The 15,986-nt window shown below is 63.1% G+C and carries 13 protein-coding genes; 6 read left to right on the plus strand and 7 right to left on the minus strand.

The window, feature by feature from the left end; all coding sequences use genetic code 11:
• Positions 1–179: 179 nt before the first annotated feature.
• Both MC269_RS10560 and MC269_RS10565 read right to left on the minus strand, forming a co-directional pair.
• Positions 180–1,700 (minus strand): aldehyde dehydrogenase family protein, encoded by a 1,521-nt coding sequence (locus MC269_RS10560; protein ID WP_081141155.1) that lies wholly within the window; start codon positions 1,698–1,700, stop codon positions 180–182.
• Between the two features lie 195 nt (positions 1,701–1,895).
• Positions 1,896–2,618, minus strand: coding sequence for a glutamine amidotransferase (locus MC269_RS10565; protein WP_239952357.1), 723 nt, complete (start codon positions 2,616–2,618; stop codon positions 1,896–1,898).
• Positions 2,619–2,798: 180 nt separating this feature from the next.
• On the opposite strand from MC269_RS10565, the gene MC269_RS10570 reads away from it, so the two are divergent.
• Together MC269_RS10570 and MC269_RS10575 are read left to right on the plus strand one after the other, a co-directional pair.
• A complete protein-coding gene (locus MC269_RS10570; RefSeq protein WP_239952358.1) occupies positions 2,799–3,683 on the plus strand; it encodes a DMT family transporter in 885 nt (294 codons plus the stop codon).
• A gap of 47 nt (positions 3,684–3,730) precedes the next feature.
• On the plus strand, positions 3,731–5,089 hold the full coding sequence (locus MC269_RS10575; protein WP_239952359.1) for a CoA transferase: 1,359 nt from the start codon (positions 3,731–3,733) through the stop codon (positions 5,087–5,089).
• Between the two features lie 13 nt (positions 5,090–5,102).
• Here the strand turns inward: MC269_RS10575 and MC269_RS10580 are convergent, their stop codons facing one another.
• The 3 genes from MC269_RS10580 to ghrA are packed head-to-tail and all read right to left on the minus strand — an operon-like array spanning position 5,103 to position 7,411.
• Positions 5,103–5,660 carry a molecular chaperone gene (locus MC269_RS10580; protein WP_239952360.1) on the minus strand — a complete coding sequence of 186 codons (558 nt, stop codon included), beginning with the start codon at positions 5,658–5,660 and terminating at the stop codon, positions 5,103–5,105.
• Between the two features lie 24 nt (positions 5,661–5,684).
• Positions 5,685–6,422, minus strand: a complete 738-nt coding sequence (locus MC269_RS10585; RefSeq protein WP_239952361.1) for a phosphatase — start codon at positions 6,420–6,422, stop codon at positions 5,685–5,687.
• A 47-nt stretch (positions 6,423–6,469) separates the two neighbouring features.
• Entirely contained in the window at positions 6,470–7,411 is a 942-nt protein-coding gene (ghrA, locus tag MC269_RS10590; RefSeq protein WP_239952362.1) for a glyoxylate/hydroxypyruvate reductase GhrA, read from the minus strand.
• Between the two features lie 202 nt (positions 7,412–7,613).
• On the opposite strand from ghrA, the gene treA reads away from it, so the two are divergent.
• On the plus strand, positions 7,614–9,299 hold the full coding sequence (treA, locus tag MC269_RS10595) for an alpha,alpha-trehalase TreA (protein WP_239952363.1): 1,686 nt from the start codon (positions 7,614–7,616) through the stop codon (positions 9,297–9,299).
• A gap of 165 nt (positions 9,300–9,464) precedes the next feature.
• Positions 9,465–11,567 (plus strand): TonB-dependent siderophore receptor, encoded by a 2,103-nt coding sequence (locus tag MC269_RS10600; RefSeq protein ID WP_239952364.1) that lies wholly within the window; start codon positions 9,465–9,467, stop codon positions 11,565–11,567.
• A gap of 60 nt (positions 11,568–11,627) precedes the next feature.
• Here MC269_RS10600 and MC269_RS10605 read toward each other — a convergent pair whose 3' ends face one another.
• Positions 11,628–11,876 carry a GlsB/YeaQ/YmgE family stress response membrane protein gene (locus tag MC269_RS10605; protein ID WP_081141146.1) on the minus strand — a complete coding sequence of 83 codons (249 nt, stop codon included), beginning with the start codon at positions 11,874–11,876 and terminating at the stop codon, positions 11,628–11,630.
• 210 nt (positions 11,877–12,086) lie between these two features.
• Between MC269_RS10605 and MC269_RS10610 the strand changes: the two genes are divergently transcribed.
• Together MC269_RS10610 and MC269_RS10615 are read left to right on the plus strand one after the other, a co-directional pair.
• Positions 12,087–12,821 (plus strand): flagellar brake protein, encoded by a 735-nt coding sequence (locus MC269_RS10610; RefSeq protein WP_239952365.1) that lies wholly within the window; start codon positions 12,087–12,089, stop codon positions 12,819–12,821.
• Positions 12,822–12,916: 95 nt separating this feature from the next.
• A complete protein-coding gene (locus MC269_RS10615) occupies positions 12,917–14,041 on the plus strand; it encodes a mechanosensitive ion channel family protein (protein ID WP_239952366.1) in 1,125 nt (374 codons plus the stop codon).
• A gap of 457 nt (positions 14,042–14,498) precedes the next feature.
• Here MC269_RS10615 and MC269_RS10620 read toward each other — a convergent pair whose 3' ends face one another.
• The gene (locus MC269_RS10620) at positions 14,499–15,986 is read right to left on the minus strand and encodes an FGGY family carbohydrate kinase (RefSeq protein ID WP_239952367.1); all 1,488 of its coding nucleotides are present in this window, start codon (positions 15,984–15,986) and stop codon (positions 14,499–14,501) included.

The raw sequence follows: 15,986 nt of genomic DNA on the forward strand, positions 1-15,986 counted from the left end.
CAACATTCCTTATTCAGTTCGGCCTCTGGCCTGTCAGGAACCACCGCCCTGACCATGCCACAGCTATTTTACGCTGTTATGACAGTTCACAATGGGTCGAAAAACCGCTAAATGCACTGAGATAAAGATGAAACAAAAACGGCGTGTTGCCCAGCGGCAACACGCCGTCAGCCGCGAAATCAGAAGAAACCGAGCGGCTGCACGCTGTAGCTCACCAGCAGGTTTTTGGTTTGCTGATAGTGATCCAGCATCATCTTGTGGGTTTCGCGCCCGATGCCCGATTTTTTATAGCCGCCGAACGCGGCGTGCGCCGGATAGAGGTGATAGCAGTTGGTCCAGACGCGCCCCGCCTTAATGGCGCGGCCGACGCGGTAGGCGCGGTTGATGTCGCGCGTCCAGACGCCTGCGCCCAGCCCGTAAATCGAGTCGTTGGCGATGGCGATCGCCTCCGCCTCATCCTTAAAGGTGGTGATGCCCACCACCGGCCCGAAAATCTCCTCCTGGAAAACGCGCATGCTGTTGTTGCCCTTCAGCAGCGTCGGCTGAATGTAGTAGCCGCTGGCGAGATGGCCTTCCAGCTTCTCTATGCCGCCGCCGGCCAGCACTTCCGCGCCCTCCTGCTGGGCGATCTCCAGATAAGAGAGGATCTTGTCGAACTGCTGCTGCGACGCCTGCGCGCCCACCATGGTTTCGCTGTCCATCGGATCGCCGCGCTTAATGGTTTTGATGCGCTTCATCACCGCTGCCATAAACGGCTCGTAGATAGACTCCTGCACCAGCGCGCGCGACGGACAGGTGCAGACCTCGCCCTGATTGAGGAAGCCGAGCACCACCCCTTCCGCGGCCTTCTCGATAAAGCTCTCTTCCGCCTGCATAATATCTTCGAAGAAAATATTCGGCGATTTGCCGCCCAGCTCGACGGTTGAAGGGATCAGGCTTTTCGCCGCCAGCTCGAGAATATGGCCGCCGGTCGCCGTGGATCCGGTAAACGCCACCTTGGCGATGCCGGGATGGGAGGCCAGCGCCTCGCCCGCCTCTTTGCCGTAGCCGTGCACCACGTTAATCACGCCGGGCGGCAGCAGATCTTTAATCAGTTCGACAAACAGCGTGATGCTCAGCGGCGTCTGCTCGGCGGGCTTCAGCACCACGCAGTTGCCCGCGCCCAGCGCCGGCGCCAGCTTCCACGCCGCCATCAGCAGCGGGAAGTTCCAGGGAATAATCTGCGCCACCACGCCGAGCGGCTCATGAAAATGGTAGGCGGCGGTAAATTCATCAATCTCGGCGGCGGTGCCCTCCTGAGCGCGCACGCAGCCGGCGAAATAGCGGAAGTGATCCACCGCCAGCGGCAGATCGGCGGCCAGGGTTTCGCGCACCGGCTTGCCGTTATCCCAGGTCTCGTTGACCGCCATATACTCGAGGTTCTGCTCCAGCCGGTCGGCAATCTTCAGCAGCGCCAGCGAACGCAGCTGCGGCGAGGTTTTGCCCCAGGCGTCAGCGGCGGCCTGCGCTGCGGCGACGGCATTGTCGACGTCCGCCTTATCAGAGCGCGGAAACTCGCCCGCGTCAGAGCCGTTGACCGGCGAGGTGTTGGTAAAGTAGTTGCCGTTCACCGGCGTCACGAATTCGCCGTTAATAAAGTTGCCGTAGGTTTTCTGCAGCTGGATCAGAGAACCCTGTTCTCCGGGAGAGGCGTAACGCATGATCAAACTCCTTTCAGGTCAGGATTTGAAACAACAATGAAACGTGTTGTTAACAATGAACGAACAAACCTGGCCTGTCAGATGTTGCTGTCTAGAACTGTGACCGCCGCAAAGGAAAAGCGTAACGCCTGCGCATGGCAGGCGAAACAGAGAGGAGTACGGGTGGCTGAAAGGAGAGGCAGCGCGCTTTTTCGCTCAGGCGCCCTGCGCCTGGCTCGCCTGCGGACGCGTCTGCTGCCAGAACGCCAGCAGCAGTTCGCGCGCCCAGTCGTCGCCGTCGATATCCGCGCCGCTGTCGCTGACGCCCGGCGGCAAACAGGCGCGCATAATGCGACGCGAAAATTCCGGGTGAAACTGCACCGACAGCGCCTGCGGCGAGTAGCGCAGGATCTGACAGCCATCTTTCTCCGACGCCGCCAGCACCTGCGCCTGCGGCGGCGGGACTAACACCGACTGGCGATGCGACAGCCAGACGCTAAACCGTTCCGGCAGCGCTGCCAGCAGGTTGTCGCGCCGCGCCGCCGCGTCGCACACCACCGGCAGCAGACCGCGCTCCCAGCCGTTGGGGTTGTCCGCCACTTTGCCGCCCAGCGCGTAGGCCATCAGCTGATGACCGTAGCAGACGCCGAGCAGCGGCAGCTGCGCCTCCAGCGCCGCCCGTACCCATGCCGCGCTGCGCTCGCTCCACTCGGCGTGATCGGTGACCATCGCCCAGGAGCCGCTGAGGATGGCGCCGCCGATCTGATCGAACTGCGGCAGGGATTCGCCCAGATGGGGGCGCACAATCACATAATCGTCAGGCTGCAGGCCGAGCGCCTCGATAAACCAGCGCGGCTGTTCACCGATACGCGCGACTACGTCGGCAGGGGGCGTTTCTAACTGAATCAGGGCAAGAGGCAAAGCGGAAGTGGCAGTCACGAATCGACTCCTTTGCAGGTGAACGTCTCGGTAGAGCAGTCTGACAGCAAAGCGGCGGCTTGTCTTATGATTTTCCCGCCCGCGTCATAACATAAAAATATTTGTCGCCGCCTGTCGGCGCCTCGCCGCTTCGTGCCATCATTAGGGCGTGGCGAAAAAATAACAGCGAAGGACAGTATTGTGGCATTGCGGCATTTTTTTCTGGTGTTGATGGTGGTATCCATCTGGGCATTCAACAACGTGGCGGTAAAGTGGGGGCTGCTGGAGCTGCCGCCGCTGTTTCTCACCTGGATGCGCTTCGTGGTGGTGGCGATCGTGCTGATCCCCTTCTGCCGCATCACGCGGCAGCAGCTGCCGTGGCTGATAGCGCTCGCCTTTACCTTCGGCTTTATGCACTTCTCGCTGCTGTTCGTCGGCATGCGCTATACCGACGCCGGCACCGGCGCGATTGTGGTGCAGCTCGGCACGCCTATCGCCATGCTGCTGGCGATGGTGGTGCTGAAAGAGCGGCTGCGGGCGATCCAGCTGGTCGGCATCGCCGTCTCGCTGTGCGGCGTGGCGGTGCTCTCCGGCAGCCCGACCATTCCCGCCTGGTGGGTGCTGGCGATCCTGCTCTGCAGCGCCACCGGCTGGGCGGTGAGCAATCTGATCGTCAAGAAATCGCCGCCGATTAAGCCGCTTACCATGACCGGCTGGATCGCCTTTCTGGCGGTGCCCATCGTCGGCCTGTCGAGCTTTGTGATGGAGTCGCATCAGTTCTACGCGTTGAGCCAGGCGGGCTGGCGCGGCTGGTTCGGCATTCTCTACAGCGCCCTCGCCTCCTCCATTGTCGCCTATACCCTCTGGTACGGACTGCTGAAGCAGTACAACGTCAATCTGATCATGCCCTACTCGCTGCTGACGCCGGTGCTGTCGGTGCTGATGGGCATCCTGGTGCTGGGCGACAGCCTCAACAGCTTTAAGATTATCGGCGCCTCGCTGGTGGTCTGCGGCACGGCGATTGCGGTGATCAACCTGCGCAGCCTGCGTATGCACGCGCGCTTTCCGCGTCTGCGCCGCCGCTAGACAAGCGGTGCTATGCTCTGGATACCGCTTATTTCTGGAGCACACTTATGGATTATCCGCTCGCCGCGTCGCTGTGGCAGCAGCTGTGGCAAGGATTGCGCGGCCCGCAGCCCGCCGCCGCCGCGCCTGTTTTTCTCGATACCGCCACCTTCTCCTCCGCCTTCGCCGTCAGCGAGCTGGCCGCCACCAGCATCGGGCTGGCGACGCGGGCAACGGCAGAGCTGATCGGCAGCGACCAGCCGGTCAGCGTCAATGTGCGCCTCGCCTCGCGCTGGTTTCAGCACAGCTTTTCCCCGCGTAATCGCCCTGCGCCCGCGCTCTGGGACGCCTTTGCCGGTGATTACCGCAGCGCCGACGGCTGGATCCGCCTGCACACCAACGCGCCGCCTCACCGCGCGGCGATGGAATCCGTGCTGGGCCGGCACGCCGATCGCCACGCGCTGGCGCAGCAGGTTGCACGCTGGCAGACGGAGACGCTGGAGCAGGCGATTGTTGACGCAGGCGGCTGCGCCGCGCAGATGCGCAGCGAAAAGGGGTGGCAGCAGCATGCACAGGGTCAGGCAGTGCGCGACGAGCCGCTGATCGCCTGGCAGCGTGGCGCCGCCGCGCCAGCGCGCAACTGGCCGATGCCCGCCGCCCGACCCCTGCTCGGCGTGCGGGTGCTCGATTTAACGCGCGTGATCGCCGGACCGGTAGCGACCCGCTTTCTCGCCAGCCTGGGCGCAGAGGTGCTGCGTCTCGATCCGCCCGACTGGGGCGAGCCGACGCTGGATGAAGAGATGAGCTGCGGCAAACGGCGCGCGGTGGTCGATTTCACCACGGCGGCGGGCCGCGAGACGCTGCGCGCGCTGCTGCGGCAGGCGGACGTGCTGGTGCATGGCTATCGCGCCGACGCGCTGGAGCGGCTGGGGTTTGACGCAGAGACGCGCGCAACGCTGGCGCCGGGGCTGGTGGATATCAGCCTTAACGCCTGGGGCTGGCGCGGCCCGTGGCGCAACCGACGCGGCTTCGACAGTCTGGTGCAGATGGCGTGCGGCATCGCCGAGCGCGGCATGGTCTGGGCGGCAAGCGACAGGCCGACGCCGCTGCCGGTGCAGGCGCTGGATCACGCCACCGGCTATCTGATGGCCGCCGCCGCGCTGGAGGGGCTGCGTCAGCGCCGCGTCACCGGCTACGGCAGCCAGGCGCGGCTGTCGCTGGCGCGCACCGCCCTGCTGCTACAGCAGCATCCTTCCCGGCACGCGAGCGCAGGCATTAGCGCCCATCAGCATGACCTGCTGCCCACAACAGAGCTGACGCCCTGGGGCGTCGGCGAACGGCTACGCGCCGCCGCGCGTCTGCCCGGCACACCGCAGCTCTGCGCGACGCCGGGCTGCGAACCGGGCGCGCACCCGGCGCGCTGGTAAACAGCGGGCGGCGTTACGCGTCGCCCGCCTCTTCGTTCAGCTCATCCCACATCGCCTGGATCGCTTCACGGCTCAGCATCGCCAGCGTGCGGTAGAAGGCGGTAGTGGCGTGCGCCTCGACTTTGCCAAGAAACGCGCCGCACCAGGGCAGCAGATAGCTGTCAAACAGGGCGCACTGCGCCGCGCTCTCATCTTCCGCCGACTGATCTTCCAGCCAGGAGGCAGCCAGCATCAGCACGCCGAAGTGGTCGGCGGGCGCGTCGCCGAGCGGCATGCCGCGCGAGGCGAGAAAGGCGCGCACTTCCGGCTCAGGTTTACCCTCCGGCCACTGCGAGGCATAGGGCAGCACGCTGCAGTCGGGGCCGACAAACAGCGCGTTATAGTCCGCCGCCAGCGCCTGCGGATCGCTGTTCTGCTGCAGGCGCTGCAGCAGCTCATCCTGCTCCAGCGGCCATTGCGCGCTGAGTTTGCCCTCGCGCAGCAGCGTAAACAGCGGCACCAGCAGCGGATCCTGCGGCTGGCGATTAAACAGGGAACCGATGACGCGGCAGAGAATGGAAAACTCGTTCATGCACTATTCCAGAGGCAAAAGGGTTTAAAAATCCGCCAGTTCGGCAATCTGCTTGCCGGTACGCTGCTCAAGAAAATCGAGCAGGCGGCGCGGCGTGACATTTAACACGCGATCATCAGGAAAATCCACTTCGCGCGTGATGCGCAGGCAGTGCTCGAAATTCCCCAGCGTAAAGGCGGTGTGGGAATCGGAGCCAAACGCCAGCCTGCCGCCGGCGTCGCGCACCGCTTCGGCGATGGCGCGGCAGTTCGGCTCGCTGCCGGGACGCGAGGTGGTAAACGAAGAGTTGTTGATCTCCAGCGCCACGTTGTAGTGCGCCGCCGCTTCGGCGATAGCGCGGATATCGACCGGGAACTTCGGGTTGCCCGGATGGCTAATAATATGCGCCACGCCGTTGGCCATGGTGGCAATCATCGCGTCGGTGTGATGACTCTTGTCGCGCGGGGCGTAAACCGGCTCGTGAAAGCCGGCGATAATCAGATCCAGCGAGCCGAGCATCGGGCCGGAGCAGTCGATTTCGCCCTGCTGGTTTTTGATATTGGCCTCGATGCCGCGCAGAATGCCGACGCCGTCGATAACGCGCGGCCAGATTTTCATATTGACGAAGTGCCAGTAGTGCGGCGCGTCGGCCATATCGGGGCCGTGATCGGTGATGGCGAACAGCCGGATGCCGTTGTTTTTCGCCTGCGCGACATAGTCGTGCAGCGTGCTGTAGGCGTGGGTGCTGGCAACGGTGTGCATATGCAAATCAACAGGATACATTCTCTTCTCCTCTCAGCCGCCCGTGCGGGCGGACAATCATTAGCGCATCAGTAGCCGCGCTGGCGATCAACGCAGCCCGACGGTTTCTCGCCCGCCTCGATGGCGCCGATAGCGCGCGCAATGGCGTCCATCGACTCATCCGGCAGCGTCAATGCCGCAATATGCGGCGTGACGGTGACGCGCGGATGACGCCACAGCGGGTGATGCTGCGGCAGCGGCTCCTGCTGGAACACGTCCAGCGCGGCGGCGCGCAGCTCCCCGCTCTCCAGCGCCGCCAGCAGATCCGCTTCCACCACCTGCGCGCCGCGCGCCATATTGAGGAAACAGGCGCCGTGCGGCAGCTGGCGCAGGGTGCGCGCGTCAAACAGGTTAAGGGTTTCCGGCGTGGTGGGCAGCAGATTGATAACCACCTGCGCGCCGCGCAAAAAGGCGTCGAGCGACGCGCGGCCGGCAAAGCTCTCGACGCCGGCGATCTGCTTGGGCGATCGGCTCCAGACGCGCAGCGGGAAACCCCAGGGCCTCAGCGCGTCGATCACGCTCTTCCCCAGCACGCCCGCGCCGAGCACGCCGACGCTGAACGCCTCGCGCGGCATCAGCGGCAAAGGCTGCCACTGCGCCTGCTGCTGCTGCCGGGCATAGTCGTCGAAGCGGCGAAACCAGCTGAGCACGCAGCAGAGCGCGTACTCCTGCATCTGCCGCGCCATGCCGCCATCCTCCAGCCGGATCAGCGGCACCGACGGCGCCAGCATTTCGGGATAGCGCGCCAGCTGGGCGAGAATATCGTCCACGCCCGCGCCCATGGCGAACACGCCACGCAGGCCCGGCCGATCCGCCAGCAGCTCGCGCGGCGGCTGACGTACAATCGCATAATCAGCGGGCGCATTGTCGCCCGGCTGCCAGCGCCGCACGCGCGCCTGCGGCAGGCGCCGCTGCATTCCCTCCAGCCAGATCGCGCCCTCCTGCGTCGGGTGATACCAGATAATATCCATTTTGCTCCTCGTTTTTTTGCCCTCAGCCTCCGGTAAAAGCGGCGCCAGGGCAAGCGAAAAGCGCCGCGTCGGGTAGTGTCGCACTCCTGGCCTGCTTCACATTTCCGTAGTCTGGTTGCGCTACGTTGCCAGATTGCGACTAAAGTTGTTTGAGTGGTCAATGCGTTACGCGCGGCCGCCTTTCGGACAAGGAGAAAAACCGATGAAAAAAACTGTCGTAACCGCGCCTGTCGGGCGTCATGGCGTCGCGCCAGTGCTGCTGACCCTGCTGCTGGGTTTGCCTGCGCTGACGGCGCACGCAGAGGATCAATCCCGTATGCTCAGCAGCCAGCCGCAGCCGCCGGACGTGCGGCTTGGCCCGTTGTTCAGTGCGGTGCAGCAGGCGCAGTTTTATCCAGACCAGAAAACCTTTGCCGACGCGGTGCCTAAGTTCGATCCCGCGTCGATCCTGGCGGACTGGCAGATGCAGAAAAATCAGCGCAATTTCGATCTCAAGCGCTTCGTCGCCAGCAACTTCACCCTACCCGCCGCGGGCGAAAAGTATGTGCCGCCCGCCGGTCAAAGCCTGCGCGCGCATATCGACGGCCTGTGGCCGGTGCTGACGCGCACCGCCAAAAGCGCCGGGCGCTACGACTCGCTGCTGCCGCTGCCGAAGCCCTACGTGGTGCCGGGCGGCCGCTTCCGCGAGGTGTACTACTGGGACAGCTATTTCACCATGCTCGGCCTGGCCGAGAGCGGCCACTGGGATCGCGTGCAGGATATGGTGGATAACTTCGCCTGGGAGCTGGATACCTACGGCCACATCCCCAACGGCAACCGCAGTTACTACCTCAGCCGCTCGCAGCCGCCCTTCTTTAGCCTGATGATCGATCTGCTGGCGACGCACGAGGGCGACGCGGCCTACCGCAAATATCTGCCGCAGCTGCAAAAAGAGTATGACTACTGGATGGCAGACAGCGACAGCGTTGCCGCTGGTCAGGCGAGCAAGCGCGTGATCAAGCTGGCGGACGGCACGGTGCTCAACCGCTACTGGGACGCGCGCGACGCGCCGCGCACCGAATCCTGGCTGGATGACGTCAATACCGCGAAGAAAGCGCCGCAGCGTGACAAAGGCGAACTGTACCGTGACCTGCGCGCCGGCGCGGCCTCCGGCTGGGACTTCAGCTCGCGCTGGTTCAGCGACGCGCACAATCTGGCCTCAATTCGCACCACTCAGCTGGCGCCGGTCGATCTTAACAGCCTGATGTTCCACCTGGAGAAGACGCTGGCCAACGGGTATCGCCTTGACAAGCAGCAGGATAAGGCGAAGCAGTTCGCGGATCGGGCGGAGAAGCGCCAGGCGGCGGTGAATCGCTACCTGTGGGATGAGAAACAGGGCTGGTACGCCGACTACGACAGCAAGACGCGCCAGGCCAGCCCGCAGCTGACCGCCGCGGCGCTCTTCCCGCTCTATATGCAGCTGGCCAGCGACAAGCAGGCCGATCGCACCGCCTCGGCGGTAGAGAAACAGCTGCTGAAGGCGGGCGGTCTGCTCACCACTACGGTGAACAACGGCCAGCAGTGGGATGCGCCAAACGGCTGGGCGCCGCTGCAGTGGGTAGCGGTGGAAGGTCTGGAGCACTACAACAAGCCGCAGCTGGCGCAGCAGGTCGGCCTGCGCTTCCTGCAGAACGTGCAGACCACCTACGACAAAGAGCACAAGCTGGTTGAGAAGTATGTGGTCGACGGGCCGAACCTCGGCGGCGGCGGCGGTGGCGAATATCCGCTGCAGGACGGCTTCGGCTGGACCAACGGCGTGACGCTGATGCTGCTCGACAAATACTGTCCGAAAGAGAAAACCTGTAACAGCGCGCAGGATATTCCTCAGGCTTCGGCCACCACGAAATAACCTCCCTCAGGCGAAGGGTTCTCCCTTCGCCCCTTTTTTCAGACTCCTCTCCTGTCACAACGCTTGAAACATTTTTCACATATTGATAATAATTCTCACTCTGATTTTGAGAATCTTTACTATTTATCCGCCGCGCCCGTTTTGCGGCCCAAACAAGGACAGGACATGACGCTGCCGTTTACCCCTCACCGCTGCGCGCTGCTGTGCGCGCTGGCGATCGCGCTGCCCGCCGCCAGCCTGGCGGCTGAGACGCTTATGGTCACCGCTTCGCCGCAGGATCGCGCGGACAGCCCGACGCAGGGCTACCTCGCCACCACCAGCGCGGGCGCCACCAAAAGCGATCGTTCGCTGGTGACGACGCCGCAGTCGGTGTCGGTGATTACCCGCCAGCAGATAGACGATCAGGGCGCGATCGATCTCAATCAGGTGCTGAACTATACGCCAGGGGTGTTTACCAACTTCGGCGGCGCGGCGACGCGCTACGATACGATTTCGCTGCGCGGCTTCCACGGCGGCGACGTCGATAACACCTTTCTCGACGGCCTGCGCCTGATGAGCGACGGCGGCAGCTATAACGTGCTGCAGGTCGACCCCTGGTTTCTGGAGCGCGTCGACGTAATCAAAGGCCCCTCGTCCGCGCTCTACGGCCAGACGGTGCCGGGCGGGCTGGTGAACCAGACCACGCGCCGTCCGCAGTTCAGCGAAACGGGACACTTCCGGCTGTCGGCGGGCAACCACGACGCGCGCGGCGCGGCGTTCGACTATGCCAACGCCATCAACGACCAGTGGGCGTTTCGCCTGACCGGCATGACGCGCAACAGCGATACCCAGTATGACCACACGCGCGAGGAGAAGTATGCGCTGATGCCGCAGCTGATGTGGCAGCCCACGGAAGATACGCAGCTGCTGCTGCGCGCCTATTTGCAAAAAGATCCGTCGGGTGGCTATCACGGGTCGGTGCCGGGCGACGGCGCGCTGAGCGCCCACAACGGCGCGAAGCTCAGCACCGGATTCTACGACGGCGATCCGTCGCTGGACCAGTTTAAACGGCGCGAGCAGATCTACAGCTATGACTTCCAGCATCGTTTTAACGACGTCTGGTCCTTTAGCTCGGTGGGCAGCTACAGCCACTCTGACGTCGATCTCGATCAGGTCTATCAGATCGGCTGGCAGGCGCCCGACAGCCGCGTGCTAAACCGCTACTACTCCGGCGAGCGCTCCTCGCTTTCCGCCTGGGCGACGGATAACCGCATCACGGCGGAGTTCGCCACCGGTGAGCTGACGCATCGCCTGTCGCTCGGCGCGGAATATCATCGCTATAAGAACGATCTCAGCGAGGCGAGCGGCGCCGCCAGCGCGCTCGACGCCGCCACCGGCGCGGCGCTCGGGCCGATGCCGGACATGAGCTGGACGCGCGAGACGCGCCGCTACTATCAGACCGGGATCTACCTGCAGGATGAGATGGCGTGGGATCGCTGGCATCTCGATCTCTCTGGACGCTACGACCGCATCGTCGCCGACAACAGCGGCACGGCGCGCCGGCAGGACGACCATATCAGCGGGCGCGCGGCGCTGCTCTACGCCTTTGACAGCGGCGTCTCCCCTTACCTCAGCTACAGCCAGGCGATTACCCCCACCGCCCTGACCGGCTCGGATGGCAATCTGCTGCAGCCGACCACCTCAGAGCAGTATGAGGCGGGCGTGAAGTTTCAGCCGCCGGGCACGCGCGATCTCTACACGCTGGCGCTCTACGATCTGACGCAAAAGGATGTCGCCACGCGCAATATCGTCGACTCCACCTATACGCCGACCGGCAAGGTGCATTCGCAGGGGATTGAGCTGGAGGCGCATAATCAGCTGACGCCGCGCCTGAGTACGGTGGCGGGCTATACGCTGAATCATCTGCGCTATAAAGAGACGGTGGACGGCAATGATGGCCATACGCCCTATGTAACGCCCAACAGCATCGCCTCATTCTGGGGCCACTATCAGTTTGACGCCGGGATTGGCGTCGGCGCGGGCGTGCGCTATATCGGCAAGCAGTGGGCGGACAATGAAAACAGCCGGCGCGTGCCTTCGGTTACGCTGTTTGACGCCTCGGTGCGCGCCGATTTAGGCGCCTGGCAGCACAGCCTGAAGGGCGCGTGGCTGCAGGTTAACGCCAGTAACCTGACCAACCGTCACTATGTCGCGGCCTGCTACGGCACCGGCTATTGCTACTGGGGCGCGGATCGCTCGCTGCTGTTAACGGTGGGATATGATTTCTAGCGTTTAACGTAAAACGGGACGACCAGAGGTCGTCCCGTTGCAGTTCTGACGCAATGCGTACTAGCTACGGACTTTACGGTAGATAAACAGCACCACCAGCGCACCGATAACTGCCACCACAAAGCTGCCGAAGTTGAAGCCGTCTACTCGACCGAAGCCGAACAGCGTACTGATCCAGCCGCCGACCACCGCACCGATAATCCCCAGGATCACCGTGACGATAAAACCGCCGCCATCGCGACCCGGCATGATCCACTTAGCGAGAATACCGGCGATTAAACCAAAGATGATCCATGAAATGATACCCATCAACTACTCCTTTCTTTTGCGTTTAATTTGTGACCGCCTGATTAATCAGGAGAATTACAGAGATAAGTATAGACAGTAAATTTTTTACTGCAGGGTAAACGGCGGCAAAAAATTGACTTAAAAATCTAAAGCTCCCGCGGCGATCGCCGATAATGGTCAAAGAATAATGGATTAACGAACCGTAAATTTGCCCTCTTTTGGAGCCAGGAAGTGAAAGAAGCCGACAACGAACAGTATCTCAAACGTGGCACGCTGGCGGTTTTAGGCGTAATGAAGGATCTGCTGCGTTTTCAGACGCCCTTGATGGTCACTTTTTCGCGCGGTCAGTTTATCAGCCGCATGCTGGATGCCGATGCAGAGCGCATTATTTTCGATCTCGGCAGCAATAATCTCGACAACGACTATATTCTCGCCTGCCACGAGGTGAGCGTCTCCGCTGAAACGCATGGCGCCAAGGTAGAGTTCAGCCTCGGCACGCTGGAGAGAACCACCTTCGACGGGCTGCCCGCCTTTAGCGCGCCGCTGCCGGAGCTGCTGTGGCAAATTCAGCGCCGCGAATTTTTCCGTATCTCTGCGCCGCTGGAGCCGACGTTTTACTGTCACAGCGAGTGGCCCAACGGCAAGAAGGTGCGTTTTCGCCTGCAGGATCTGTCGCTGGGCGGCATCGGCGTGCTGGTAGACGAGGCGCTGCCGGACGGTTTGAACAGCGGCGACAGGTTTAACAAGCTGCGCGTCGAGCTGGGCGAGTATGGCCAGTTTGAGGTCGGGGCGCAGCTGCTGCATATCGGCGAGCGCAGCGTGGTCAGCAGCAAAAATGAAACGCGCGTTACGCCACGCCTCAGCTTCCGTTTTACCGCTATCGAGCCGCTGCAGGAGCGTCAGCTGCAGCAGGTGATTTTCGCCCTTGAGCGCCTGGCGCGCGACAAAGCGAATCGATTTCAGTAATTATTCAGTGATTTGCGCGGCCTCCGGCCGCATCCAGGCTATGCTTCTCCTTGCTCTCTTTTTTAAACCGGCTCCCAGCAAGGAGAATCTCCCCAATGGAAAACTGGCTCTCATCCGGCTATTTTCAACGTCTTTTTCTTAATCAAACTTTCTGGATCAACAGCGCTATCGTGGTCGTGGGCACGCTGGTGATCTACTGGCTGTTGCGCAGCGCCATTCGCTTTATCTGCGGCCGCATCGCGCGCTACAGCGAGCAGCGTCATGTGCGCGTCACCTCGATTCTGGTAGAGATCCTGCGCAGCACCAGCCAGCTGCTGCTGCTGATTTTTTCGCTGCTGATCGCCCTGCGCTTCGTCGACGTGCCTGCCAGCTGGAACGGGTTTATCTCCCACGGCTGGTTCCTCGCGTTCGCCGTGCAGCTGGCCATGTGGATCGACTGCGGCATCCGGCTGTGGTTGCATAATCTGCTGCGCGACCCGCTGCATGTGCGCAACCCGGTCACCACGGTGATCCTCGGCATTCTGCTGCGCGTGGTGGTCTGGGTGATGATGCTGCTCGCCATTCTGTCGAATATGGGCATCAATATTACCGCGCTGGTGGCGAGTCTCGGCGTAGGCGGTATCGCCATCGCACTGGCGATCCAGACGGTGCTGAGCGACGTCTTCGCCTCGCTGGCGATCGGCTTCGATAAGCCGTTTGAGCACGGCGATTTTATCGTGTTCGGCGATATCGCCGGCTCTATCGAGCATATCGGCCTGAAGACCACGCGCCTGCGCAGCCTGAGCGGCGAGCAGATTGTCTGCTCCAATACCATTTTGCTGCAGCAGACCATCCACAACTACAAGCGTATGCAGCAGCGGCGCATTGTGTTTCGTTTTGGCCTGAGCTACGGCACGCCCTCCGCTGAGGTGCGCGAAGTGAGCGATCTGGTGAAGTCGATTATTCAGGGCATCGAGCTGACCCGCTTCGACCGCGCCCATTTTTTCGCTTTCGAAGATTCGAAGCTTACCTTCGAGGTGGTCTATTTCGTGCTCGACGCCGACTACAACAAATATATGGATATTCAGCAGGAGATTAACCTGCAGCTGATGGCGGCGCTGGAGCAGCGCGATATCCGTTTCGCCTTCCCGATCCGTCAGGTGGAGTTCAGCGGCGGACGTATTCCGCCGGTGGAGATGCTGCACGCGGAGAACGATGAGAAAGAGGCGCGGCGGGCGTAGTTTGCCAGAACCCGTCGCTTTACGTTTCGTGATGGGTCAAGGGCGTTTCGCCCGATCGCAAAGACGGCATAAAGCATCCCTGCGCCTCGGCCCGCGACATCCTTGTCGCGGGACGCTTTGCTCTTCGGGCGAAGCGCCCTTTCCCTTTGGCTATGGTGTGGCTGTTTAGAGGCCCAGTTAATAAATAGTCATGCCATGCTTTTTCAGGCGGCTAATAAACTTAAAACGTGGGTGACATGGACCGAAGAGCAAAGCGTCCCGCGACAAGGACAAAAACGCCAGGAGCGTTTTTGAACAACGCAACGCGTTGGCCCGGTGACGGGCGCCCCTCAGGGATGAGGGGCGTAAACGCGCGGGCCGAGCTGTCAGGGATGACGCTTTTTGCGTCTTTGCGATCGGGCCTTGTCACCCACGTCCGCACCTTGTTGAAGACCTCATTTAATACATTCACTAACATTCACGCCGGCTGAAACCGACAGCGCGCCACCGCCTCCAGCCAGCCCTGGTAGTTCTCCCGCATCGCCTGCGCCTGCTCGCGGCGCGGCTCGACGCGCGTGCCGCCCTGCAGCGCCTGCATCTCGCTGCCCTGCTGCCACCAGCCCAGCGTCTTGCCCGCCAGCAGCGCCGCGCCGAGCGCGGAAACCTCCGCCGTGGGCGCGCGCAGCAGCGGACGCTGCAGCACGTCCGCCTGCAGCTGCATCAGCCAGTCGTTGGCGGTGGCGCTGCCGTCCACGCAGAGCGCCGAAAGATGCTGGCCGCCGGCCTGCTCCATAGCAAAGAAAACGTCGGCGATCTGAAAAACGATCGACTCCAGCGCCACCCGCGCCAGCACCGCAGGCGTGGCGGCGTCGGTCAGGCCGCACACCATGCCGCGCGCCTTGAGATCCCACCAGGGCGCGCCCAGCCCGGAGAGCGCCGGCACAAAATAGATGCCCTGATTGCTGTCGGTGCGCTGCGCCAGCGCGGTCAGCTCGCGCGGGTCCTGAATGCCGAGCATTTTACCCAGCCAGGCGGCGCCGGAGCCGGTATGGGTGATATTGCCCTCAAAGGCGAAACGCAGCTCGCCGTCATGCCAGGCAACCGTAGTGCTGAGGCCGTTGTCGGTGAGCAGCGGCGTCGCCATCGACATCATCAGCGACGAGCCGGTGCCGTAGGTCGCCTTTACCACCTCTTCGTCGCCGCGCCGCTGCGCCTGTAGCGCCGCGTGCGAGTCGCCGATGCGCGCCAGCAGCGGCGTGCCGCGCGGCAGGCCGGGAATATCGTCAATCGCCACCACGCCCTGCGCGCTGGCCGACGGCACAATGGTCGGCAGCGCGGCGCGCGGCAGCTGGAACAGCCGCAGCAGCTCATCGTCCCAGCCGTTGCTGTGCAGGCTGTAGAGCTGGGTGCGCGCGGCGTTGGCGTGATCGGTCACAAAGCTCTCACCCGCGCTGAGCTGCCAGGCGAGCCAGCTGTCGACGGTGCCGATGCACAGCTCGCCCGCCGCCGCGCGCGCCGCGCCGTCCGGGATCCCCGCCAGCATGCCGGTCAGCTTCGCCGCCGGGAACATCGGATCCACCGCCAGCCCGGTCAGCCCGGTAATGCGCGAGGCGCTGCCGGCGGCGCGCAGATCGCGGCAGAACGCTTCAGAGCGGCGATCCTGCCAGCTCACCAGCGGCGTGAGCGGCTTGCCGTCGCGCCGCTGCCAGATCAGCACCGACTCGCGCTGATTGCTGATCGCCACCGCCGCCACGGGCGCGCCGCGACACTGCGCCAGACAGTCGGTCACCGCCTGCTTCACCGCCTGCCAGATCGCCAGCGCGTCCTGCTCCGCCAGCCCCGGCTGCGGATGCGACAGCGACAGCGGCTGGCTGCCGCGCGCCACCACGCTGCCCTGACGATTGACGGCGATCGCCTTGGCGTTGGTGGTGCCTTCATCAATCGCCAGAATAACGGCGTCTTCCAT

It is taken from the genome of Pantoea sp. Z09 (assembly GCF_022394795.1).
Classification (GTDB): Bacteria; Pseudomonadota; Gammaproteobacteria; order Enterobacterales; family Enterobacteriaceae; genus Pantoea; species Pantoea latae.